The following is a 24697-nucleotide window of genomic DNA, read 5'->3' as shown; positions in this document are numbered from 1 at the left end:
CAGTTTGGTCATTCTGCCCATTGCTCGTTAGCAAAAAGTTAAGCGTGAACTTGATATTCATAAATAGCCAATAGTGAGGTTATTGAGCATCGCATAAAGCTTCTTACCTCACGTTGTTGTTGAAGCCATAGTGATTTTGTTAAACCATCCTGTCGGCTTATTGCTCTACTACCCACCCTTTTTCAATTAAAGCACTCAAGGTTTGTGGGGCTATACGTGTCTCATTCACTGCAAGACAGAGAAAGTGCGTTGGGCGAGACATTGCAACATACAAATTCCTGAGTTGACCTCGCTGCAATTTACTAAGGCTAGCTGGATTTTTCTTAATCCCTGCAACATATGGAAGTGCCATTTCCAAATCAAACTTCTTACTATTACCACCATAAGATTCCATTACTAACGAGGCAATGTGGGTTTCACCCTTCATGCTTGCCACTGTCCCTATTGTGTAATTTATATCTCGACCCATATGAGAAACTGCACAAAGATTTGGAAGTTGTGCTGGGTTTAACAAGAAAAAGGCCTGATCAAATGTGGACAGATTTTTGAAGGATTGAAGCAGAGTTCCCGTTGGAAGATAAGATTTTAAACGCGTATAAATGTAATCTATCAAAACATCGCGCGCTGCAGGAGTGGCATATAAATCAGGTTTTAGTATAAGATCTTGAACTAATAGATGTATGGGTAATGCAGTTCCAGTTTGCTCAGTGACTGCCTTTATTAAAGCATTACTATCTCTGATGCTCTCAACGATTGGAGAGCCGGCTTCCCGCATGATTAGCAATATTGCTCGTCGAACTTGAGCTACCCTTCCGAAAAGAATAGATTCATTATTGTGGTTAGGTGGGGGCAAGAGAGCCTGCCAGAAATTATCATTTGAATTAGTTGCCCCCGTCTGAGTTTGCGCAAACGCGGGCCAGTAATCACCTAAGTGTCGTCCAGGAACCACGTCTCCACTTCCGACTTTACGCGTGCACATGCCACGGACTGATTTTTTCTCCAACTCTAGGTCAGTAAAACGATCAATTACTAACTGACCAAATTTGGTTAGCACTTTCTCAACGTCAGCAGTCTTATATAGCAATAATACTGGCGGCATTTCTTGATTTGCTTCTCCAATCACAGGAAGCTGGGATAAGCGAACACTGGCTACTGCTTCAGCAATTTTGTTGCCAAATCGTTTACTAGTACTAATTACTTTATGACCTGCCCGGGGGAATGTGCAATTAACAATGCCTTCATCGTCCGTGAGGATTTTCTGATCAATATCTCCAAATCGTTGAACAGTGGATTTGTTTTCAAAGATGCTATTTAGAATACTTTCCTGTGCCCAGGAGGTATCTTGCATCTCATCAATAAATACTAGTGGAAAACGTCGGAAAATTACGTCCAGAAGATTCGGGTTACTTTTTAAAGCGCTCTCAGCAAAGGCAAACATATCTCGGTGCCGAAAGATTCCTGCGTCTAAAAGTGAATATTTCAGTTCTCGTACTTGTTTCCCAGATGGAGTGGTAGCGTTGGTCAGAGTTCCACTTTCGGTCGATATTTCCAATTCACTACCTTTAAAGTAGAGTGTATTGATTAATTCGTCTGCATTTTCCTGGTATTTTAGCCAACCCCGTAGTGTCTTAAATTTGTATTGCTGAAGAAGTTTCTGCGCTTTTTTTGCAAATGCATCGTCATCAATAATCTCAACTTTGATGCCCGCACTTCGGAGTGCCGGTAAAGCTATATATTGGTTCACAAAGCCGTGAATCGTCCCGATATAATGTGGGTAGGTTAAAAGTTTTTGGCCGTCGGCATTTAATTTTAAACGCCTAGTGATTTCTTCTCGAGCAACGTTTGTATGACTGAGTACGCAGAGCCCCTTCTTCTGCTGATTCCATTTTCTTGCAATTAGTAAAAGTTTTGCTGCAAGCAGTGATGTTTTACCACTTCCTGGGACGGCATTGAAGTCCCGTGAAGTTGTTTCTAGAATAGCTTCTTGTCTCTCAGTATCGCTAAAGTCCAAATCTGGACTGACTTCCTTTAACCACAAAAGATCAGCAGTGTTTAAATCAATAACTGACATAATTTAATTCACCGCCGTTGTCTCGGTTTTTGTTGCTGGTTTACTTTTATCCCCGGTTAGATGTATGAATGCCTTTTTTAGATACGGCGGAAGGCGATTGAAAAGTTCATCACCAGAACCAAACTCACCAGACAACAAAAGCTCTGCAGCATATTGGGCTACGATTGCCTTCGAAGCTTCTTTATTGTACAGAGGCTTGAAGATTTGATTTGCCAACTCCTCCTCAGTCAAACCTTTGGTTTCTAATTCCTCCCAAGATTCTTTTGCTGCTTCCTTGGCTTTAGTTTCATCAGCATCCTCTAACCTTTCACCTTTAGTTTTAGCTTTCCTTCCGAGCTGGATGGCGTAATACATGAGTTTTGCGCACCCAAAATAAGCGAGATCATATTCAAGCGTCCATTTGTCGGAAATACACACGATAGTGCTGCCTCCCTGCGCCCGATTACTCTTGTCTAGTAAAAACTTTGCAAGCTCTTCTTCGTTATAATCAGAAGTGAAACGTTTCTTTCCTTCCCCGGGGGCAGAAACAAATGTTTTAGCCGATTCAGGAACAATATCTCGATCAGTTAAGCAGACCACAGGAATTTTTAGCTCTGGTCCAGCACCTTCAACCTGCAAAATTCGAGCATAGTGAAAAAGCCCCGTATGACCTACATTTACCAGTGAAACACCATGTTTGGACAATGAGCGATCACAGACTTCTGCTAAGGTTGGAAGTAGGATAGCTTCAGCCGGACCTTCCACCATCATGACCCCTCTTGCAAAGAAGAGATTGGCTTTCGTCGCTTCTATAAATCTACGTAAGAATGAGTAGTCAGTTTTTTTCAGTTTAGTATTGCCAGCGGATAACGGGAAGGTCTGAGCCTTATGCACTAAGGTCATGTTCTCTATGTCTGTATGGGAAACTAATGATGGGCTGTGAGTAGTCATCACTACTTGTACTTGTCTTTCATCAGTTTCTTTGGTTTTAGAGTGATTTTCAAGCAAGTCCATTACTCTATATTGCAATTGCGGGTGCAAATGAGCTTCAGGCTCTTCAATTAATAACAGCGCAAGATCATCACCTTCTCTCAGCAAAACTAGTTCAGTTGCCATAAATAACGCATTGTTATATCCCAACCCGCGAGCACATCTGGCATTTGGATCCACATCACCTCCTGGCAACAAAGCTAATTCAAATTTTTCCAAGATTGGTGTCAGTGATAAATCTGGAGTGATACGAATCCGAGACTGCAACTTTTCACTCTCAAATGAAAACTCTTCTAAATAGTTTTGGTTGATGTCCTGTTCAACGCTTTTGATCACTGTATGCTCACCAATATGGTGCTGAGAAAATGCCATTAAACCTACAATATTCTTTGGAACGTCATTAGGATTGGCTGTTTGGAAGTCGTTGACTTCCTGTCCATCAATATTTTTGTGTGCTGCAAGTATTTGCGACAAGCGGGATTGTCTGCCGGGGCGCAGCTCCGCTTCAGCATCCCTTAATGGTCGCAGATAGGTTGCACGGATTAGCTCACGAACTGTGCTGCCTATTTCTTGGCCAATTCCCTCTTTCCCTGCACGTACAGAAAACTCAACTCGCGCGCGTTTGTTTGGCTGTGGAGGAATCCACCTTGCACTGAGGTGGATAATTAGTGAACAAGATCCATCGCTCTCATGAGTTAACCATTCAAGAACACTAGCTTGTTGTTCGCTCGATAGATCACATAAAGTAGCCTCAATCCAAAGGCTAGTCGCACGTTCTGTTCCATGTATATGAAAATCATGTTCATAGAGCCGGATGTTTTCGTAACTGGTAGTAAGAAGTATTTGCCTTATAGCATCGACTATTGTTGTTTTGCCAGCATCGTTTTCACCCACCAAAATATTAAGACCAGGCCTTAAAGCCCAATCCAGTGCAGGAGCCTTTTTACCATCTCCAAATGCTCGAAAATTATTGGCTCGAATGTGCTTTAGATACATATATCTCTCTTATTTTGTTATTAATTTTTTATTTAAGCTATGGACAAAAAATAGCCATTTTTTAATAATAAATCATAGTCAATGCAAATTATCTTCAAACGGTCTAAACATTCAGGGAAAAACTCGACTTAGGATTATTTTGGCATTTCATAACTAATATCCGAACATTACTAAATCACATCAAGATGTCACTCCCAATAGTCAATACTTGTATTACTCTGCTTCAATTATTTTCAGCGCTGTTTCTGATTTCTGATGCTTATCTACCAGAACAGAAAAGTGCTGATTAAGATAAACATGTTCTAAAGTTATTTGGTAATTTTCGGGACTCTTAAAAAACCATCTCAGCCTCATCAATATATTCTTGCGATTCCCATTCTGCTATGGTTTGGCTAAGGCATCGAAGGGACCAATCTATGCATTTGGATTTCTTCTTTTAGTTTTTTCTCATCTGATAAAACTGCTTATGGAGTATTTCAAATAGGCAGCCCTAATTTAACGTTGAGAGTGATATGAGTGACATTAGAAAGTTAGCATCTAAAATTGATTTAGCTTGTGATAGAAATGATCACGAGACTCTCAACGAAACACTTGATGAGATTGGCAAAATTAATCTAAAGCCTCTCTCTCCAGTGGAATGCGCTACCCTAAACTACTTTATCGCCAATGCCCACTCCGGGATAAGACGATCTGTAAAACAAAAACAAAACTGGTTAGGCGATCAACACCACCGAGAAAAGGAAATTCTACATTTAAGATTAGCGCTTTCTGACTTAGGCGAACTTACTGATGAAGAAATTCGAACAGACCTCAAATCTCGGATAACCACCAATCTTGCAAATGCTTTAAACAATATTGGCAGATTCGTAGAAGCCATTCAGCTTTGGGATCAAACATTAATAAGCTATCCATATTTCCCAATGGCAATGGGAAATAAAGCTTCAACAATGTTCGAATATGCAAGATATGCCAGCAAAGGTTACGTTCAAGCCATATTTCTCCAAGAAAGCTATAAATTGCTCAAATCAGCTTTGGAAATTGGTGTAGAGAAACAGGCGAGAAATGAGATGTCTGCTTTAGCTGACCACATAAACACCTTTGGAGACTGGGATTGGAACAAAGTTGAAATTCCCCTGCCAGCCTATCGTAAAGGGCGTACCAAGAAAGAAAAAACATATAGAAAGTGGTGCGTTGAGAATCAACTCTATCTTGATTTCTTGAATGACGTTTCTAGAGACTGGACCTCATTAGAAGATACTCTAACCTTGCCCAATATGGTTCAAGACATCTTGGAAGAGGATGTTTATTTACCTGCCCCATATGCTATTTTCAATCAGCTCAAGCAAGAGTACGTTTCTGCAAGGTTTTTAATTTTCGAAGCAATACAAGAAAAAGATAAACCGCTACATTTTTCAGATAGATGTGTAAAACTGTATGACGCTCTTGATTACAGGTATTACAGATTATGGGTTGAAAGACTAAAAATGTCGTTCCTTTCAATCTTTGCTATTTTCGACAAAATTGCATACTTGGTGAATGATTACTGGAAACTTGAGATACCCGTTAGAAACTTAAGCTTTCAGTCAGTATGGTTTGAGGACAGAGGTTTAACTAAAATCCGGGAGCAATTTTTGATTTCAGAAAATAAGCCTCTGCAGGGCTTATTTTGGTTGAGCAAAGATTTATATTACCGATCAAAAGATGTGCAATTGATTAGCCCTGAAGCCAAGACTCTAACTGATATCCGCAATCATATTGCTCATAAGTACTTGCGGGTCCATGATCACTATTTAAACAATCCCGCTCAAGAACGTAAAACTAAAGGAAAGGAATTAAGTTTCCCTGTCAGTGATATAGAGTTGGTTGAAGAAAGTATTAGATTATTAAAGCTTGCTAGGAGCGCGTTAATCTACTTAACCACTGCGATTACCTATGAAGAAAGTAAAAAGAGTGCGGACTCAAACTCAGAATACACTTTTCCAATGACAATACACTCAGTAAATGACAATAGTCGATTATGACCTTACAGGTTTAAATCAAGCCTTACTATAATATTTGATTGGATTAAGTCGACTTGCCAAAAGGGCCAATGGATTTAGTTATATCTCATTTATGCCCTGCTGTGGCCAGCATACTGTTTTGGCTGAAAAAAACCACACCGGAATAGCAATATCAGCAAGAGTAATTGACGCCAAAAGTGACAACACAATGACTATCTGGCAAGCAATCATCCGATACCTTGCATATTACTTGTCTGGAGCTGCACTAGGATTAGGGTTGTTTTGGATTGAATTTGATAGGCGCAAAACAAGGCTAGCAGGATAAGTTGGCTGGCACAGTTGTAGTTATAGCTAAAACCAGTGGATCGGGCTAGCTTACGTTTAAAAGTAACAATTACTGACTTTAGAGTTGGCTACAAAAACGGCAAATGCTGCCATTAGCAGAAAACTCTAGTTGCAGGTGACTTTCTTATGGCGTCCAATAAAAATCAACATTTTGTACCTCGTTGCTACCTTCGGCCATTTTCCCAGAATGAGGGTAAAACAATAAGCTTATATAACATTGACCGAGACAAAGCGATATTTGATTCCGCTTTGAAAAACCAATGTTCAAGAGATTATTTCTATGGAAAAGATGACAACCTAGAAAGAGCCATTCAGCAAGTCGAACGCCTTTACGCCAGTCTACTGCCGCACCTACTTCAACCTGGCTTCGTTTTGAATACGGACGCATCCAGCATTCTTTTCAGATTCTGGCTGCTACAACATCATAGGACGGAAGCTGCATCAATTCGTATGGCTCAAATGACTAATGAGGCAAATGGATTGCTTGGGGATCCAGGAATGTCTGTTGCTATAGAAATTAAGCAGGCAGTACAAATCTCAATGCAGACCTTTGCAGATTATATGTATTCGCTTGATGATCTAAAAATAGTGCTAATAGAGAACAAGACTGATACACCATTTATCACATCTGATGATCCAGCTGTGATGGTCAACCGTTTTGCTGACAGTAGGCGATTTGATGAGCGAAGTTATGGCTTGAATGCAGCTGGACTGATTTGTTTACTCCCACTGTCCCCTAAAGTCTGTTGTATGTTTTACGATGACTCTGTTTATAGCATTAAAAGTAAAAACAACTGGACATCGATAAAATCAACTATGGATGTAGACTCGCTTAATGCAACCCAATACTTAAATTGTTTTGCAAATCTATATTTCAAAGAAAAAGATGATTCCGGTATTTTCTCTAATTTACGAAATACAAATCGAAATATTAGGCCAGTCGAACGTTACCGAATTCATTATGCTATTAAAACCAAGACTGAAAATGACCACGAAGTTTTCACTGTAGTTGATAAAAAGAACATCCCAGCTCACACGCATGCATTACTACATCTGCTAGCTGTTCATATCAAACCACGAAATTGGCCAGGTTTCCTAAGATGGAGACCAGGTGGATATTATTATTCAAACAAGTTTGGGAGGGTATGTGTACGTAAAGCGCATGTTGTCAGTAGAGACTCGTATCCTTATATGAAAGTCAAAACTGGCCAGTAAACTCCACATTGTGTATTGCATTCATTTTGAGCAGTCGTTCCAGTTCTAATGATCAGCCCATATAACTCCTGCTAAATATGTTTTATTGCAGTTAAAGACTCAAATCTTTATTATGCTGCAAGGTTCTATAGAACCTACTTAAGTAACTAGCTGTTCATGCTTCTTCAACTTGAAACACATTAAACATGTTCAAAAAGGGAGTTTTGCTATGAAGGGGATTATTGCTGTACTCATTATTGTTTGCTCAAGCCTTGCCCATGCTCACTCTGGCGGTACAGATAAAAATGGCTGTCATCATGATCGCCAAACGGGTACATATCACTGTCATTAATTTGGAGGGTATATGGCTACTTTTAAAATTAAGGCACCCAAACCTCCTAAGCCACCAAAACCACCGGATCGATTACAAAATTTACAAACGGTACGCCCGCTCGGTAAAACAAAATGGGTTAAAGCACATTGGCGTTGGAATTATGGAACGCACCAATGGGAATGGGTACTAGGCCATTGGAGTAAATAACAAAAACGACTTGCAAATGTGCAAGCCGTTTTTGTTTTAGTTAAGGCCAGAGGCCGATCACTTCACTAATGACCAGAATGGTTAATCGGCTTCCTGACATTGACCTCCAACTCACCGTCAACGTGAGGCTTTTGACGTTCAATCTTAGTTAGATCCACTTCAACTATATGTGCTACCGTGCCGCTTGGATGTTTATAATCACCAGGATTTTTATAGTCATTTCGGGCAAGTCCGTCTCTCACTTTCACTGTCGTGAACATTCCACCCATCTCAAGTGATCCAAATTGTCCGTTGCCCATCATCATTGGCAATGTATTTTTAGGTAATGGCATATCCATCATCTCAGACATATCAGTCATTTCAGACATGCCCGTTTCACCCATAGGCATGTAGTCAGGGACGAGGTTGGTGATCTTTTTCATCAGATCACCCTGTTTCACACCTATCATGGTGGGGAAACTGTGCCCCATGGCATTCATGGTGTGATGGCTTTTGTGACAGTGAAATGCCCAATCGCCAGGCTCGTTTGCAACAAACTCAATGGCACGCATTTGACCAACGGCAACATCAGTCGTTACTTCTGGCCAACGTGCGGTTTTTGGCACCCAACCACCATCTGTCCCTGTGACTTCGAACTCATGCCCATGTAAATGGATGGGATGATTCGTCATGGTCAGGTTCCCTACGCGGATGCGTACACGATCATTTTTACGAACAACGAGAGGATCAATGCCTGGGAATGCGCGACTGTTCCAAGTCCATAAGTTGAAATCGAGCATGGTGTTCACTTTAGGGGTGAAGCTGCCAGGCTCGATGTCATAGGCATTAAGCAGAAATACAAAATCACGATCCACAGGCATAAACTTCGGGTTCTTGGGGTGAGTAATCCAACTGCCCATCATGCCCATAGCCATTTGCAGCATTTCATCCGCGTGAGGGTGATACATAAACGTGCCTGGTCGTTTGGCCTCGAACTCATAAACAAAGGTTTTGCCAGGCTCAATAGCCGGTTGCGTTAATCCACTGACACCATCCATACCATTAGGCAAGCGCTGACCATGCCAGTGAACACTGGTTTTCTCGGGCAAGCGGTTTGTCACAAAGATACGGACGCGATCACCTTCAACGACTTCAATGGTTGGGCCCGGGCTTTGACCATTGTAGCCCCAGAGATTTGCTTTCATACCCGGTGCAATCTCTCTTACGACAGGCTCCGCAACAAGGTGAAATTCTTTGACACCATTGTTCATCTTCCAGGGAAGGCTCCAGCCATTCAAAGTGACTACCGGCTGATATGGGCGTCCTGTATCTGGGTAAAGTGGCTCTTGTGTATTAGCCACCTCAGAGGTAATGATTTCCGGAATAGCAGCTAATGCAACCTTGCTGACCGCACTAACGGCAACGCCAGCCATGCCTAGTCCAGCATATTTAAAAAAGTTTCTTCTATCCATAGTTGTCATCTTATTGACCTTCCATCAAACGAGGACTGGCGACTAAAGTAGCTTGCAATTCAGCATCAGCTAACCAAAAGTCACGTAATGATTCGATATAGCCTTTGACGCTTTGCACTTGCGCCCTGGCATCGCCAAATAATTCAAATGGGCTTGTGAGCATGCCGTTATAGCGTAATTGATCTTCGTACAGTATGCGTTTGCGTAATGGCACAATCTCATCGCGAATGTGGCGTGTGACATCATGTTTGGTGCGATAGGTGTTATACCGCTCGCGTATCTCAGATTGCGCATTAGTCACCAACTGTGCAGTTTCCTGTACGGATTGCATATAAATGGACTCTGCTCGCGGCACCTTGGCCTGACCCCAGTCAAACAACGGGATCTCGAAAGCGATATCGATACCTTTCTTGTATGGCTCGCTTCTTCTGCCTTCCAATACTCTTGCCGGGCCTAACTCGATCACATTGATGAACCGCGTGGTTTTGGTCAGTCCTAGCTGCTTAGCCAAAGCATCCATTTCAGAGCGCTTAACCAGCAGGTCCAACCGTTGTTCGTAGGCGTTCTGTTCAAAGGCCTGTAACTCTGAAAGAGACTTAGGCAGGTCAGGTAATCGAGATTGGATTTTGAGTTGTGCAGCTTTCACACCTAATTGCCTGGCCAAAGCCTCATATGCCCTAACCTCAGCATTCTTCGCATTAGCATATTCGAGTGCGGCATCTGCATAGAAGCTTTGCTCACGTGACTGCTCCAAACGATTCCAGTTGCCAGTTTCATGCAGACGTTTAGCCAACACAGCACTGGCCTCTGCAGACTCTTTCACTTGTGCGCTATATCTCGCCAATTCAGTCGCGGCAACCGCATTGAAATAAGCTGTACGTGTCTGATAGGCAAGCTTCAGGACCTCAATAGCAGTAGAGGCTTGTGTCTGGGCAAAACGTCTTTTCTCAACCTCTACAGCTTTAGGCATCGTGATCAATGAGAAGACGTTGAACGTGAATGCCTGCTCAATCTTATACTCACCACCATTCCGTGCATAAAGCATAGAGAAGCGCGGATTAGGCAAGCGGCCTGCCTGGACAAGATCTGCTTCGGAGATTCCCAGCTCGTAGAATGAAGCCTGTAGTCCCTTGTTGTTATAAAGAGCGACCTGTACGGCACCTTCTACATCCAAAGGTTGTGCCAGCAATGCCTGTGTCTTGTCCTGCAGGGACTTTTTAGACTCCTCTGTCTTAGCCCATTCATACGCTTGCTTCAGGTGCGGTTGAGTTTGTTTTTGTACTTCATCCATGCCGCCATCTTTTGAGAAGGTCGCGCACCCACCTAATAACAAGCTTACGGCAACAAGAATGACACTGCGTGCTCTGAGATTTACAATATTAGTGCTCATGTGCACTCCCTTCAGATGATTCATGTTGATGATCTGAATGACTGTCTTGAGACGGTATTGCTGAGTCAATTGCTTCCCCATGATGGTGTCCCGCATGATGATGGCCACCAGATGCAGGTAAAGATAGAACACCAATGCCATGACGATAAACTACTTCACCACCCAGCCATGCCGTTGCCGCGACAGACAGGGATAAACCCGCCAGGCAAACTAATACAGGAATAGACATCGGGCTGTCCTGACGGGATTTCAACGAGTGCCAGATTGCAAGGAGCACCAATCCAACAGCAGTAGGGATTGCCCAGGCTCGATGCAACAACATGGCAGCATGGCCAGCGTCATCGTGATTCATGGTTGAGTTGAATGCCAGCCAACCAAAACCAACGGCAGCCACAGCACTTACACCGGCTAGCATCAATGCGTAATATCCTGCGGCGGCCAATGCCGTGGATGATGCAGATTGGCGGAACAGGCGGGCAGCAAGGCCTAAAATGAAAGCCACCATAGTCAATGCAATTGGGAAATGCACCACTGCCGGATGCAGGTTTGGAATAATTTGGAAGCCGGTGTGTTCTGAGGGCGCTACTGGTTTAGCAGCTTCTGAAGGCTCATGGATATGGCTTGAGTGATCTTCTTCCGCAAGTTCACCCACCGCATTTCCATGCTCATGGGGCGTTGATACAACCTCTTCACTATCACCTTCTGAATGATTCATATTTTGCATGGCGTGATGATCCATACCCGCATGGTTCATCATTGCATGGTCGTGTATGTGTCCCGACATTTCAGGGGAAGATGATTTGTGATCCATGCTCGCCATACTGCCGCCCATATCCTCAGCCTGACTATTCATGTCATGCATTTTGCTATGGTCCATTCCCGGCATGCTGTGATGGTCCATGCCTTTCATATTGCCGTGATCCATGGGGGGGATCTGAGACTTTGAGTCATGTGAAGCATGCGTATCGCCATGAGAGATACTATGTCCCATCGCTTCATGATTCATTGGTTGATCAGAGGAGTGCTGCATCCCCGACATTTGATGTCCTTGGTCTGCAATCGAAGAGTCTAGTGATGTCCAATCTGTTTGATTGTCACTATTTGTCGCCTTGTAATCTTCAAACGTGGACTGGTAAGGCGCGGAGCTTTCTTCCGCAAATGATGCGCTAATACCCAATGCTAATGTCATTGCAAGACACAATAAGTATTGATAGAGGGAGGCAAGCCTGACTCTCTTTAAGGTAGGAAATTTCATATAAACCTCTCATTTAGAATTCCCAACATCTATTGGAAACTCATTCTTTTGCTTGCCGCAAGCAGGCAAAAGCATAAGTGTAGTGGCTAAAGACCTGATAGGACTTTAGCCAATAACATACTAATGAGGGTAAAGCGCGGAGGTCGCTCAGGACCGGAGGATATGTGGCTAGTGAAATCTGGAACGATAAAACCGATGGCTGTACCTGCAACAATCAAATGATGCTTCAGCCCATCACTCGAAGTTGCAAAGGCGAAACCTGAGCAACAGACTGAACATTTGGAGCAATGGTTACAAGCGTGTTTAGTATCATCTTGATGTTTGTGAGCATGACTCTCCACAGCACCTTCGTGATGTTCATGGCTATGACCACTTACACCTTCATGACTGTGCTGGCTTTGTGGCTTCTCGCAATTCATCATGCTGACCGCTGCAATTCCCTGCACCGGTAGAATGATTGCGATGAGCCAAATAGCGAAGATTTGAATGAGCTTTCTCACGATGAGCTTATGATACCCCTAAATTAAAAATGATTCAGTGCCAAACTGAAATTTTCCTGTTATGAAATATCCTATGTTTGATTAAGCGCAAGTTGCTCCAAGATGGGGCACTCTGGGCGATCATCTCCATGACAGCAATGTACAAGCTTTTGTAGCTCTGACTTAATCGACATCAGGCTTTGAATCTTTTGGTCTAAGGCCTCAACATGGGCATTTGCCAATTCTTTCACTTTACTGCTTGGCCGATGCGGGTCTTGCCATAAGCTTAATAATTCCTCAATTTGCTTGATAGAAAAGCCTAAGTCGCGGGAGTGTCGAATAAAACTCAGCGTATGGATCTCTTTTTCAGAATATTGACGATATCCAGAAAAGGTTCTTGAAGCAGCAGGCAATAAACCAACGCTTTCATAATGTCGGATCATTTTGGTCGATATGCCTGACGCCTTAGCGGCTTGTCCAATGTTAAATAAACTCATCGTTCATACCCAAATGATAAACAAAAAAGCCTGCTGATCTAGCTCAGCAGGCAGAAGAGCGTTATTCACTCGCAGGTGGAAACCCTGCATCAACAAGCGCTGCAACGATCTCATCTTTTGCGACGCTGGTTTCAACCTTGACTGTCCTGGTTGGGGGATCCGTTGTAATGCTTGCTTCTGGATCGATTGCTTTGATTGCGCTTGTGACACCTCTTGCACATCCACCGCAGGTCATGTTTTCAATATGAAACTCCATCATCAACTCCTTAAAGAGTAATTGGTAGTGATACAAGCTTAAAGGTTCCAATAATGGTAAGGTCAAGCATTATTTAGCCATTAATTTTAACGGCTGTTTAATTCGACGAATGATGGCTTGAATGTGCGTAAGCGCAAGGCGTTACCTAAAACGAACACGCTCGACAAGGCCATTGCTGCTGCAGCAAATACTGGTGAAAGTAATAAACCCCAGGCAGGATAAAGCGCACCTGCAGCTACCGGAATCAAAACCGTGTTATAGGCAAATGCCCAGAACAGGTTTTGATGAATATTGCCTATTGTAGCTTTGGATAAAGCAATCGCATCTGGCACGCCTTGCAGATTGCCAGACATCAAGACGACATCTGCTGACTCTACAGCGATATCTGTACCGGTCCCGATTGCCAGGCCTACATCTGCTTCTGCCAAAGCGGGGGCATCATTGATGCCATCCCCTACAAAAGCGATCTGCCCGTAAGTCGCTTTCAAGCGGCGTACAGCGTTAACTTTTCCCTCTGGCATGACCTCAGCAATCACTTCATCAATGCCAAGCTGGCGGGCGATTGCGTGCGCGGTCTTGGCATTATCCCCAGTAATCATAGCCACTTTGAGACCTAACTGATGCAGTGCGGCAATCGCTCCCGGTGTCGAAGTTTTTATAGGGTCGGCGACTGCAATAATGCCAGCTAGCTGACCATTAATAGCGGCGTATAAGGGTGACTTACCTTCTTGACCTAATCGCTCAGCAGTTTGCGCAAAGACTTTCAAATCTAACCCCAGTTGTCGCATGAATCGATCAGCGCCCACTTCAACGAGACTCCCCTCCACAAGTGCCCTTACGCCCATGCCGGTCACAGACTCAAAGTCTGTTAAAGACGGTAGCGATTGTCCATTTTCAGTAGCAGCGGCCACAATAGCGCGGGCAATCGGATGCTCAGATTTAGATTCAACCGCCCCGACTTTTGCTAAAAGGCTGTCACGCTCAAAGCCCTCCGCAACGTCAAGGTCGGTCAGCACTGGCCGTCCCTCTGTTAGCGTACCGGTCTTGTCAACTGCAACGACCTTGGCATCCTTGAGTAACTGTAATGCTTCGCCTCTTCTAAACAATACGCCTAGCTCGGCACCTCGCCCCGTTCCAACCATGATTGAAGTTGGTGTGGCTAGCCCCATGGCACACGGACACGCAATGATCAACACGGAGACTGCATTTACTAGTGCGAAGGTCAACGCAGGAGATGGACCAAAGATCATCCAGCTGATAAATGTGAGCAATGCTGCGCCCATGACAGCAGGTACAAACCACATGGTCACTTTATCTACGAGCGCCTGTATTGGTAGTTTAGACCCTTGTGCCTGTTCCACCATACGTATGATTTGAGCCAGCATGGTTTGATTGCCAACTGCTGTGGCACGCATCTCCAACATCCCGTTCTGATTGACCGTACCACCTACTACGGAACTACCTAGAATTTTCTCAACAGGGATGGGTTCTCCAGTGATCATCGATTCATCAACGAAGCTTTTACCATTGGTGACGACCCCGTCTACCGGCACTCTTTCACCAGGTCGTACTTCGAGTACATCATTAAGGACCACTTCATTGATCGGAACATCCCAAAAGCGATGATTACGCATGACATGCGCTTCTTTGACCTGCATTTTTGCTAGGCGCTTGATTGCTTCGGAAGTACGCCCCTTGGCACGTGCCTCCAAAAAACGGCCAAGTAATATCAAAACGACGATGACTGCAGCCGCCTCATAATAGACATTGACAGTTCCTTCCGGTAACAGTCCGGAGGCGAAGGTCGCGACGATGGAATATCCAAAGGCCGCAGCAGTACCTACCGCGACGAGTGAGTTCATGTCAGGGGCAAGCCTAAGTAGCGCAGGAAAGCCTTTCTGGTAAAAGCGTCTACCAGGGAAAGCCAGTACCAGAGCAGTCAACACAAACTGCATGTACCAACTAGGTTTCATGCCGATAGTGTCCATAATTAACTCGTGCACACCTGGTATCAAATGCGCACCCATTTCCATGAGAAATACTGGTAACGACAGTGCTGCTGCCAGTATGAGGTCTCGCTTCAATTTGAGCAGTTCAACTTCTTTTTGACTCTCGGCTACACCTTGTAAGGAGGATAGAGAGTCAATGATCTTAGCTTCGTAACCAATACGCTCAATCGCGGAAATCAATTCTGCGGGGCCGACAGAACCAATAATTGATGCACGCTCAGTGGCCAAGTTAACTGTTGCTTCAAAAACTCCCGGTACAGATCTGAGGGCTTTCTCAACACGACCAACACATGACGCACAGGTCATGCCAATCACATTGAGTTCTATCTTGGATGTTGGAACTTCATAACCAGTTTTATGAACAGCTTCGATCAAGGCAGTGGGATCAACACCTTCGGTAGCTTGAATCGTCGCTCGCTCGGTTGTGAGGTTAACTGAGACATTTTTTACCCCAGGAACTTTTGTTAAGGCGGCTTCAACACGCCCCACGCAACTGGCACATGTCATCCCTTCGATGGGTAGGGAGATATTTTGAATGGCATCACTTAAAGTCTTTTTAGGCATGCTCATAATCCGAAACTTGTATTAGATATAAATCAGTCTAAAGCTTCCAACAATTGGAAGGTCAACTGATTTTATTCTAAATTAAAGAATCAGGTCAGTTTAGGCTTTAAGCTAGATCAAACAACGCCTCCGTTGTGGGCCGCATGGTGACAAGAAGTGCACAATGGAATGAGATCTCCTATTTGAAAAATTATAATCTTAGCCAAGGCAGGCAGCTAAAAATGAAAAAACTAGCGTTCGCTGGCTTTCCCCCAAAGGTCAGAGTGGTCAAGCCACTATATACTATGGGTCAGTTGTTATCAGAAAAATATTGGGTTTACTTCGTTCAGTCAAGTTGGCTTGAAATTGAATATCATAATCGCCTATTAAAGCGGTGAAGTCCAATATTTGGATTGAGTTCAGGGTAGCATTTCACATTATCGTACTATTTGATCTAGAAATTAGTGCTTATGTTGATGATGCATATCTGGAAAATGCGGGTGACTATGACTTAAGTTCTTATGCTCATGTGGGTGCACATGTGGTTCGCCTCCATCCCAATCGAACTCATGAGTGTGATGATGGTGTTCATCGTGAAAATGACTATGTTGATGTAGTAATTCTTCGTGATGATGCAGATGAGCATGATGCTCGGTTAAATGGAGCCAAACTCCAATCAGCATTAAACAGGTAGCCAACCAGAACAAGGTATCAGGTTGCTCATGAAGCAATAGAAAAGAGCAAGCTACACCAACAAATGGAGCAACAGAAAAATATGCTCCTGTTCTGGCAGTGCCAATGAGCCGCAAAGACATAACAAATAATACGAGACTAACCCCATAGCTGAGAAAGCCTATCGCGGCGGCACTCATACCTACGGTAAAGACAGGTAAAGCATTACCAAGGCTTAATGCAATTCCCAGATTAATCAAACCAGCCACTAACCCTTTGATACAAGCAATTAGAAGGGCATCATTTGCTGCAATCTTCCTGGTAAGGTTATTATCAATCGCCCAGCAAGCGCAGGCACCCACGATGGCCAAGGTGTCAAATGGAAAAGCTGAACTGAGCTGTTTAGGCCATGATAACAATAGGCTGCCCACCAAAATGCAAGTCATCCCAATCAAAATTCGCCGATCAAAGTGCTCCTTGAATATGAGCCAGGCCATCAGCGCAGTGAAAACACTTTCCAGATTAAGTAATAGTGACGCCATAGAGGCGGGTGTAGCGCGCAAACCCTGCATAAGCAACAAAGGTGCAAGTACGCCACCAAATAAAATACCCCCTGATAGCCAGGATAGATCTGATGCCTGTATAGAGAGGTGTTCACTATTATTTTGTTTAAACAAGCGAATTAGCGCATATAGGAGTAATAGGCCAATCCCACTCCCTGAATACAATAATCCAGCCAACATTTGTGGTGAAACATCACCAATTAGAAGCTTGGCGACAGGCGTCGCCAAACCAAATAAAATGGCAGCTAGTATGGCAAATATTGCTTCCGGATGTATTTTGAGAGAGGGCACATTAGCCATTTATGTTATCCCTTTATCTTATGGTTAGCGGCAAACTTACGAGCCATTGCCATTAATTGCAGCCATCACTTCTTTAAGTTTGTCCGTCACAAAAGTTAACCCGGCTTCATAGCGAATTCCATTGTCCACATAGGCATTTCGTTCAACATCCATGTCTACCGTATTACCATCTACAGAGCCTTGTACTAAAGAACGGTATAGGGTATCTCCCGAATTGGTTTTCACCGCGTTTAAATGTGATTCATTAGTCTGCTGCAACAGGCCTGCATGTTGGCCTGTTGGATTTTTACCTGACATTTGCTGCATCGCAGATTGCATTGCCGCTTTAAAATCTATGTCTTTCGCTTTATATTGTGGTGTATCGGCATTTGCAATGTTAGAAGCAAGTAACTCTTGGCGCTGACTACGTATCCGTAAAGCAGCCTGCTGCAAATTCAATTCTTCATCCAACTTTTTGAGCAACATCTTTTCTCTCCCTAAAATGCTTCGACAAATGATTAGCTGTGAATATCATTAGCAATTATTTCCGAAATCAGCTTTTTGACTTAGGTTTGAAAGTAATCAGTCGCAAGCCATTAAACACCACTATCAAACTTGCTCCCATATCCGCAAATACGGCCATCCACATGGATGCATTTTCAAATAAAGCTAAAAACAAAAATACAAACTTGATGCCTAAGGCGAGTACGATGTTCTGCCAAAGAATGGCGTGCGTTTGTTTTGAGAGTCGAATAGTTTCAGGTAGCCTACGTAAATCATCATTCATAACTAAAATATCCGCTGCTTCCATCGCGGTGTGCGTGCCAGCAGCGCCCATTGCAAAACCGATGTCTGCCCTTGCTAAAGATGGGGCGTCATTGATTCCATCACCGGTCATGGCGGTCACACCGAATTGTTTCTGAAGAGATTCAATTTCCTTCAATTTATCTTCTGGTAAAAGATTACCTTTTACCTCAGTAATACCCGCCTGGACACCGACCGTTTTTGCTGTGGCCGCATTATCCCCGGTCAACATAATTGGCGTGACACCAAGTAATATTAGTTCTGAAACTGCTGCTTTGGAGGAGGCTTTGATCGTATCGGCAACCGCACAAACTGCCAGCACCTTTTCGGTAGTAGCTAACAAACTGACTGTACGACCAGTGTTTTCCAATATTGATAATTGAGCTTCAATTTCTGGAGTGCAGAGTTCAAGCTCTTCAATCCATCGATGATTACCCAGGAAGTAAGTAGTATCTGCTATTCGGCCTTGGACGCCGCGTCCTGCAATAGCTTTGAAGTTTTTTACCTCCTTTGCCTGCGCAGATAAACCTTCTGCAATCGCTTTGGAGACCGGATGGTCAGACCTGCTTGCCAAGCTTTTTGCAATGCCCTTCAATTCGGCTGAGTCAGCCTGCAAATCGAATACTTCGAAATTAGATAACTTAGGCTTCCCTTCGGTAATTGTGCCGGTCTTGTCCAGTGCGACTGCTTTGATCTTGCGTGCCTCTTCAAGATACACGCCACCTTTGATGAGTATTCCTCTCCTCGCTGCCGCAGCAAGACCACTCACTACAGTCACTGGGGTGGATATCACTAATGCACATGGGCAAGCGATCACCAGTAAGACCAAGGCTTTGTAGATTGACTTCATCCATGTCCATTCCAGCAAGAATGGCATCCAGAGGGCTACGATGAGTGCAAGCACAAAGACCGCCGGGGTATAGAATGCCGCGAATGCATCTACAAATCTTTGTGTAGGTGCACGGGCCCCTTGGGCTTCCTCGACCGCATTGATGATTCTGGAGATTGTGCTATTCGAAGCAAGTGAAGTGATTCGAATCTCTAGTTCTGCGGCCTGGTTGATTGTCCCTGCAAATACCTCGTCATTGGGAGATTTATCAACCGGTAAGCTTTCACCAGTAACAGGCGACTGATCTATTGCACTTTGACCAGAGATAACGATGCCATCCAGTGGAATACGCTCCCCCGGTCGAATGCGTACCTTTGCATCGATAGGGATGTCTTTGACTAATTCACGCTTCCAAGCCCCATCCGGTTGCAAAACTTCGGCATCCTCTGGCGTTAATTCCATCAAACTCTTAATCGCATTCCTGGCTCTATCCACGGCCTTGGCTTCAATTGCTTCTGCAATGGCATATAGCGCCATGACCATTGCGGCCTCTGGCCATTGACCAATGAGGAAGGCGCCTGTGACAGCAACTGTCATTAATGCATTGATGTTTAAGCGGCCATCACCGAAGGCTTTTAGGCCTTTTACGTAGACATCCAGTCCAGCGAGTATGATGGATATGCTGGCTAAAGCCATTCCAAGATATTTAATTTCTTGAATATCCGGATATGCAAACTCAAGGACTTCAGCAATCACAGCCAAGATTAGACCGCTGATTGGCCTGCCCCATGTATTCCAGAATCCTTTTGATAGCTCTGAACCGCTTTCAAAACTCTCTGCATCAGAAATTAACTCTGAATTGAAACCTGCCTTTTTGATTGCCTCGACGGCAAGTTGGATGCTGTCAGCGTCGGCATTAATGATTAACTCCCGCGCCCCCAGATTAAATCTTAAGCTTTTAATTCCATCAATCTTAGCGAGTGCACGCCTGATTTCAGACTCCTCTGAGGCACAGTCCATGGAAGGTATACGAAATCTTGCGGCATTATCGTCTGCAGAAACTGAGTGGAGTGATGAGTCCTCTGAGATTCCAGCTACCTTTGTTGATCCTTTATCCATGCAGTCCGGGCACGGCACATTTTCATTTTTATGATTTTTAGAACTATTCACGATGTTCTCCTAGATGGAATCATGAAACATGTGTTTAAGATTACCAGGCTGCCCAAACGGCAACCTGGCACAAGCGATTGATTAACCAAAACTCCAAATCAATTGGTGATTTTGGCTTCGTTGAGCTCCCTTCTTGTTTCCATCCAGTCGTATGCAACTGGCAGGAAAACCAGAGTTAATGCAGTGGCTGTTAACAGACCTCCGATGACTACAACAGCAAGTGGTCTGAGGATTTCTGAGCCCACACCGGTTGCCAGTAGGAATGGAATTAGACCGAAAATCTCAACCATCGCTGTCATCATCACCGGCCTTAGTCGGAGGGTTGTACCTTCCAGTACAGCTTCATCTACGGTTTTACCTTCTTCACGCAACCCGTTGATAAACTCCACCAAAACAATACCGTTCAGCATGGCAACCCCGAATACGGCGATGAATCCAATCGCCGCAGGCACTGAAAGGTACTGCCCGGCAATCGCCAGCGAGAAAATTCCGCCGATAGCTGCAAAAGGTACGTTGGCAATAATCAGCCCGGCATAACGGAGTGAATGGAAGGCTGTATATAGCAGCACGAATATCAAGCCAATCGTGAGCGGCACAATAATTGCCAGCTTAGTCATGGCTCTTTGCTGGTTCTCAAATGCACCGCCCCATTGAATCCAGTATCCACTTGGCAGTTTTACTTGCTGTTCGATCGCGACCTGGGCTTCTTTAACGAAACCATCAATATCACGCCCTTGAACATCCATTTGGATGACGGCGTAACGTTGCAATTGCTCACGCCTGACGAATGAGTAGCCTTCCTCCACATCGACACTTGCTACTTGCGACAGCGGAATCAATGCACCTTGAGCTGTAGAGATAGGAATATCGTTAATCGCTCTGATATCGCTGCGATACTCAGGCTGCAGCCATACTTGTATGGCAAATCGTTTAACACCATCAATCAAGGTAGAGACTGGCTTGCCACCAATCCCGGATTGCACGACCTGGAGTACGTCATCAGCATTGATGCCATAACGAGCAATGGCCTCACGATCAACATTAATAATGAGTTGAGGTTTGCCTATATTGGCCTCCAAAGCCAAATCAGTGACGCCGTTAACCTTGGAGACCACTGCTCTTACTTGGTTAGCGATGCGATCAATGGTTGCAAGATCTTCGCCATAGACTTTAGCTGATAATGTCGCCCTTACCCCTGAAATCAGCTCTTCTACACGCGACTGGATAGGTTGTGATGCTGAAATGACAGCTTCAGGTACATCTTTCTCAACTTGCTCCTGGAGCTGCTGTGCGAGATCGCCATAAGTGATTTGTTCTGGCCATGCGTCTACAGGTTTTAAATGCACCAGAATTTCCATGTAGTTCACATCAGCGGTTTCACCTTTCTCGGCACGCCCAATCATCGCCAGGCTGCTTTGCACCTGAGGCATTTTCTTCAGGCTTTTGGCCACACGGTCAGAGACCGAAATAGACTGCTCAAGCGATGTGGAAGGAATACCTGTCACTCTAAAAAGGATGTCTTGCTCCTGTAGGTTAGGCATAAACTCTTTACCCAAGAATGGAAACATCGCTAACGCGGCTATGAAGGCAATACCAGTTGAGCCGACGACTAATTTTTTATGTGACAAACACCACTTTAACAGTGAGACATACTTCGGCTTTATCAAGCGTATCAGCCAAGGGTCTCTCTCCTCTTTTGGTTTCAATGCCAGAGAGCACAACACCGGGATCAGTGTAAGCGTCAGAATCATTGAGCCAATCATGGCGAAAGTCATATTGATGGCGAGCGGCTTAAACAGCTTCCCTTCCAAGCCAGTCAAGGAAAATATAGGCAGGAAAACAACGGTAATGATCAGTACACCGAAAGTGATGGGATTGATCACCTCACGTGAAGCATCCAGTACGATTCTGGATCTATCCACCTTCTGACCAGCGAAGTGCGCCAGGCGCCTGAAGCAATTCTCAACAAGTACTAACGGCCCATCAATGGTCATACCCAAGCCAATGATGAGGCCGCCTAATGACATCAAATTTGCTGAGATGCCATATTTCTCCATAAAGATAAAAGCAATCAGACGACCCATAGGAATGGCGACAACCACGACCAGAGCGGAGCGGACTTCGCCAAGCAGCATGAATAACACGGCAATCACTAGTAATGCGCCTTCAATCATGGCACGGTCTGCCATACGAATGGCTTTGTCGATAATCGCGGTGCGATCATAAACCGTTTCCAGCGTCACGCCTTTAGGCAAGGTGGCCTTAACCAGATTCAGCTTCTCTTTAGCGGCGTCAACAACTTGTTGAGCATTCTCACCAATCCTGGCAAGCACCATTCCCATCACGACCTCTTTGCCATCTTGCGTGACAGCACCGAAACGAGGGCCTGCGCCTTCAACGACTTTGGCAATATTTTCTACATAGACTGGGGTCCCTTGATTTTCAGAGACAACAATACGCTGAATGTCACGGCTATTCTTCACGAGCCCTAAACCTCGAACCAAGAACTGCTCTTGGCCTATGTTGACATACTGTCCTCCGACTTGATGGTTATTAGCGACTAAGCGCTCAATGACTTCAGAAAATGTCAGGCCATATTTGAATAGCTTTTGCGGATCAATTTGCACCTGAAATTGCTTTTCATTACCACCCCAGGAAGTGATGTCATCTACGCCAGGGACGGTCCGCATCACCATACGCACATTCCAGTCATGCAATGTGCGCAGATCCATGGTGGATTGCTTGTCAGACTTCAAGGTGTACCAAAGTACCTGGCCTAGCCCAGAAGTGTTAGGTCCTAGCGTTGGTTCGCCATATCCTGCCGGCATTCTGGAGCGGGCGTCAGCAAGTTTCTCACCCACCAAGAAACGTGCCTGTTGGATATCTGTGGTGTCAGAAAAATACACACTGACATACGACAATCCAAACAATGACACTGAACGAATTTCCTCAATGCCTTTGAGGCCTGCCAGTGAACTCTCTACCGGGAAGGTAATGAGTTTTTCAACATCTTCAGAAGCAAGACCGGGAGATTCTGTATATACGTTTACCTGTACAGGGGTCACATCCGGGAAAGCATCTAAAGGGACTTCCTGCCATGCCTTTGCACCGAAAAAAACCACGACCACAAATGCCAGAATGACCAGCAGCTTGTATTTAAGAGCAGCATCTAATATCCAATTCAACATGCTGTTCTCCTAGTGCTCATCACTGATTTGTGATTTGAGTTGCCGAGCTTTAAGTGCGTATACACCGGTCTGAACGATACTTTCATCCTCAGTCAGCCCTGTCTTAATTTCGACGTACTCGTTATATCGAGCACCAAGTTCGACCGCCCTTGCTTTGAAACCACCTTCCACGCTAACGTAAACATTGGGTATGCCCTGGACCATCACAACGGAAGTATTAGGCGCGACCAGAACTTCCTTGGTACCAGAATGATTCAGAACAACTTTGGCGAACATATCAATGCGGAGTTTTTGATCTGCATTTGGGAGCTCGATACGTGCCTTCACCGTACGCGTGGTTTTGTCTACGACACTGGATAGATAACTTACTTTACCGGTAAAGACCTCATCAGGATAAGCGGTCACGGTTACACTCGCTGTTTTGCCAACCTCAAGATATTGCAAGTCTCGCTCGGGGACATCAGCATCAATCCAGACAGTGGACATATCGGCAATCGTGAAGATAGTATCTGCTGGATTAGCCAACTCACCAATGACCGCATTTTTCTCAATCACAATGCCGTTGAATGGTGCTTTCAAGACGTAAGTAGAACCACTCGGCTGCCCCAGCCCGCCATACATTCTCAATCTTTCGGAATCTGCATAAAGTGCCGATTTAGCTCGCTCCAATGCTGACTGTGATTCGATAAATTGCTTTTGTGGAACAACCTTATCCTCATACAGCTTGGATATACGGTCGAAGTTTGCTTGGGCGAGCGCTAGATCAGTTTTAGAGCTTCTGAATTGGGCACGCGCTTCACCCATCTGGATACTGTCAATTTCAGCCAGAGTCTGGCCTGTTTTGACATGATCCCCAAGATTGGCAATGACTTTAGACAGCTTGCCTTCAATACGGGGCGTCACGTGCGCCAGCTTGTTCTGATTGGCCAGAATATTAGCCGTAAAACTGAGTTGATCCTGTATGGGTTGTTTGGTGACTTTAGCAATAGTGACACCGCTTTGCTGAATCTCTGAGTTGCTCAGTTTGATTAAGTCTTCGTCAGTCTTGGCCTCTGTGGCAACTGTTGAAGGTTCTGTTTTTGCTCCTTCAGCTTGGTTGCTTTTCGAGCTGCACCCGCTTAAAAGTATAAAGAAAATGATGACTGAGCATGCCAGCGCTACGACGTATAAATTTTTGAAGAACTTTAGCATTTTTA

General features: G+C 44.5%; 18 protein-coding genes. 4 read left to right on the top strand and 14 right to left on the bottom strand.

The features are described from left to right. Positions 1-157: 157 nt before the first annotated feature. Both INP79_RS06615 and INP79_RS06610 read right to left on the bottom strand, forming a co-directional pair. Positions 158-2071 carry a UvrD-helicase domain-containing protein gene (locus tag INP79_RS06615; protein ID WP_194741783.1) on the bottom strand — a complete coding sequence of 638 codons (1914 nt, stop codon included), beginning with the start codon at positions 2069-2071 and terminating at the stop codon, positions 158-160. Between the two features lie 3 nt (positions 2072-2074). Next, positions 2075-4036, bottom strand: a complete 1962-nt coding sequence (locus tag INP79_RS06610) for an ATP-dependent endonuclease (protein WP_194741782.1) — start codon at positions 4034-4036, stop codon at positions 2075-2077. Between the two features lie 512 nt (positions 4037-4548). On the opposite strand from INP79_RS06610, the gene INP79_RS06605 reads away from it, so the two are divergent. The 4 genes from INP79_RS06605 (at position 4549) to INP79_RS15455 (ending at position 8116) form a co-directional block, all read left to right on the top strand. Further along, the gene (locus INP79_RS06605) at positions 4549-6057 is read left to right on the top strand and encodes an LA2681 family HEPN domain-containing protein (protein WP_194741781.1); all 1509 of its coding nucleotides are present in this window, start codon (positions 4549-4551) and stop codon (positions 6055-6057) included. Positions 6058-6507: 450 nt separating this feature from the next. After that, positions 6508-7596: a DUF4238 domain-containing protein gene (locus INP79_RS06600; RefSeq protein WP_194741780.1), complete on the top strand. Its 1089-nt coding sequence runs from the start codon at positions 6508-6510 to the stop codon at positions 7594-7596. Positions 7597-7804: 208 nt separating this feature from the next. Then, positions 7805-7927, top strand: coding sequence for a YHYH domain-containing protein (locus INP79_RS15630; protein ID WP_194741779.1), 123 nt, complete (start codon positions 7805-7807; stop codon positions 7925-7927). A gap of 12 nt (positions 7928-7939) precedes the next feature. After that, positions 7940-8116 (top strand): hypothetical protein, encoded by a 177-nt coding sequence (locus tag INP79_RS15455; protein WP_194741778.1) that lies wholly within the window; start codon positions 7940-7942, stop codon positions 8114-8116. A 65-nt stretch (positions 8117-8181) separates the two neighbouring features. Here INP79_RS15455 and INP79_RS06590 read toward each other — a convergent pair whose 3' ends face one another. The 12 genes from INP79_RS06590 to INP79_RS06535 all read right to left on the bottom strand — a co-directional run bounded on the left by INP79_RS06590 (position 8182) and on the right by INP79_RS06535 (position 24692). Next, positions 8182-9576: a multicopper oxidase family protein gene (locus INP79_RS06590; protein WP_194753422.1), complete on the bottom strand. Its 1395-nt coding sequence runs from the start codon at positions 9574-9576 to the stop codon at positions 8182-8184. 1 nt (position 9577) lies between these two features. Next, positions 9578-10957, bottom strand: a complete 1380-nt coding sequence (locus INP79_RS06585) for a TolC family protein (protein ID WP_194753906.1) — start codon at positions 10955-10957, stop codon at positions 9578-9580. Further along, on the bottom strand, positions 10947-12212 hold the full coding sequence (locus INP79_RS06580; RefSeq protein WP_194753421.1) for a DUF2231 domain-containing protein: 1266 nt from the start codon (positions 12210-12212) through the stop codon (positions 10947-10949). The genes INP79_RS06585 and INP79_RS06580 overlap by 11 nt, the downstream gene beginning before the upstream one ends. An 86-nt stretch (positions 12213-12298) precedes the next feature. Next, positions 12299-12712, bottom strand: coding sequence for a hypothetical protein (locus INP79_RS06575; protein WP_194753420.1), 414 nt, complete (start codon positions 12710-12712; stop codon positions 12299-12301). A 71-nt stretch (positions 12713-12783) separates the two neighbouring features. After that, entirely contained in the window at positions 12784-13188 is a 405-nt protein-coding gene (gene cueR / locus INP79_RS06570; protein WP_194753419.1) for a Cu(I)-responsive transcriptional regulator, read from the bottom strand. Positions 13189-13249: 61 nt separating this feature from the next. Next, the gene (locus tag INP79_RS06565; protein ID WP_194753904.1) at positions 13250-13444 is read right to left on the bottom strand and encodes a heavy-metal-associated domain-containing protein; all 195 of its coding nucleotides are present in this window, start codon (positions 13442-13444) and stop codon (positions 13250-13252) included. Between the two features lie 86 nt (positions 13445-13530). Then, on the bottom strand, positions 13531-16023 hold the full coding sequence (locus INP79_RS06560; protein ID WP_194753418.1) for a heavy metal translocating P-type ATPase: 2493 nt from the start codon (positions 16021-16023) through the stop codon (positions 13531-13533). A gap of 434 nt (positions 16024-16457) precedes the next feature. Next, on the bottom strand, positions 16458-17531 hold the full coding sequence (locus tag INP79_RS06555; protein ID WP_194741770.1) for a DMT family transporter: 1074 nt from the start codon (positions 17529-17531) through the stop codon (positions 16458-16460). Between the two features lie 36 nt (positions 17532-17567). Next, on the bottom strand, positions 17568-17996 hold the full coding sequence (gene flgB, locus INP79_RS06550; protein ID WP_194741769.1) for a flagellar basal body rod protein FlgB: 429 nt from the start codon (positions 17994-17996) through the stop codon (positions 17568-17570). Between the two features lie 67 nt (positions 17997-18063). Continuing rightward, complete coding sequence (locus INP79_RS06545; RefSeq protein WP_368667978.1) at positions 18064-20313, bottom strand: heavy metal translocating P-type ATPase; 2250 nt, start codon at positions 20311-20313, stop codon at positions 18064-18066. Positions 20314-20411: 98 nt separating this feature from the next. After that, positions 20412-23501: an efflux RND transporter permease subunit gene (locus tag INP79_RS06540; RefSeq protein ID WP_194753417.1), complete on the bottom strand. Its 3090-nt coding sequence runs from the start codon at positions 23499-23501 to the stop codon at positions 20412-20414. Positions 23502-23510: 9 nt separating this feature from the next. Next, positions 23511-24692, bottom strand: coding sequence for an efflux RND transporter periplasmic adaptor subunit (locus INP79_RS06535; protein WP_194741767.1), 1182 nt, complete (start codon positions 24690-24692; stop codon positions 23511-23513). Between the last annotated feature and the right edge of the window lie 5 nt (positions 24693-24697).

The sequence above is a fragment of the Methylophilus sp. QUAN genome (genome assembly GCF_015354445.1).
In the GTDB taxonomy this organism is placed as follows: domain Bacteria; phylum Pseudomonadota; class Gammaproteobacteria; order Burkholderiales; family Methylophilaceae; genus Methylophilus.
Note: the sequence above shows the minus strand (reverse complement) of the source record. Positions and strands in the feature narration are given on the sequence as shown.

What these genes read in the sequence shown, in the direction of transcription:
- INP79_RS06615 (WP_194741783.1), bottom strand. Translation starts at nt 2,071, where the DNA reads ATGTCAGTTATTGATTTAAACACTGCTGATCTTTTGTGGTTAAAGGAA.
- INP79_RS06610 (WP_194741782.1), bottom strand. Translation starts at nt 4,036, where the DNA reads ATGTATCTAAAGCACATTCGAGCCAATAATTTTCGAGCATTTGGAGAT.
- INP79_RS06605 (WP_194741781.1), top strand. Translation starts at nt 4,549, where the DNA reads ATGAGTGACATTAGAAAGTTAGCATCTAAAATTGATTTAGCTTGTGAT.
- INP79_RS06600 (WP_194741780.1), top strand. Translation starts at nt 6,508, where the DNA reads ATGGCGTCCAATAAAAATCAACATTTTGTACCTCGTTGCTACCTTCGG.
- INP79_RS15630 (WP_194741779.1), top strand. Translation starts at nt 7,805, where the DNA reads ATGAAGGGGATTATTGCTGTACTCATTATTGTTTGCTCAAGCCTTGCC.
- INP79_RS15455 (WP_194741778.1), top strand. Translation starts at nt 7,940, where the DNA reads ATGGCTACTTTTAAAATTAAGGCACCCAAACCTCCTAAGCCACCAAAA.
- INP79_RS06590 (WP_194753422.1), bottom strand. Translation starts at nt 9,576, where the DNA reads ATGACAACTATGGATAGAAGAAACTTTTTTAAATATGCTGGACTAGGC.
- INP79_RS06585 (WP_194753906.1), bottom strand. Translation starts at nt 10,957, where the DNA reads ATGAGCACTAATATTGTAAATCTCAGAGCACGCAGTGTCATTCTTGTT.
- INP79_RS06580 (WP_194753421.1), bottom strand. Translation starts at nt 12,212, where the DNA reads ATGAAATTTCCTACCTTAAAGAGAGTCAGGCTTGCCTCCCTCTATCAA.
- cueR (WP_194753419.1), bottom strand. Translation starts at nt 13,188, where the DNA reads ATGAGTTTATTTAACATTGGACAAGCCGCTAAGGCGTCAGGCATATCG.
- INP79_RS06565 (WP_194753904.1), bottom strand. Translation starts at nt 13,444, where the DNA reads ATGGAGTTTCATATTGAAAACATGACCTGCGGTGGATGTGCAAGAGGT.
- INP79_RS06560 (WP_194753418.1), bottom strand. Translation starts at nt 16,023, where the DNA reads ATGAGCATGCCTAAAAAGACTTTAAGTGATGCCATTCAAAATATCTCC.
- INP79_RS06555 (WP_194741770.1), bottom strand. Translation starts at nt 17,531, where the DNA reads ATGGCTAATGTGCCCTCTCTCAAAATACATCCGGAAGCAATATTTGCC.
- flgB (WP_194741769.1), bottom strand. Translation starts at nt 17,996, where the DNA reads ATGTTGCTCAAAAAGTTGGATGAAGAATTGAATTTGCAGCAGGCTGCT.
- INP79_RS06540 (WP_194753417.1), bottom strand. Translation starts at nt 23,501, where the DNA reads ATGTTGAATTGGATATTAGATGCTGCTCTTAAATACAAGCTGCTGGTC.
- INP79_RS06535 (WP_194741767.1), bottom strand. Translation starts at nt 24,692, where the DNA reads ATGCTAAAGTTCTTCAAAAATTTATACGTCGTAGCGCTGGCATGCTCA.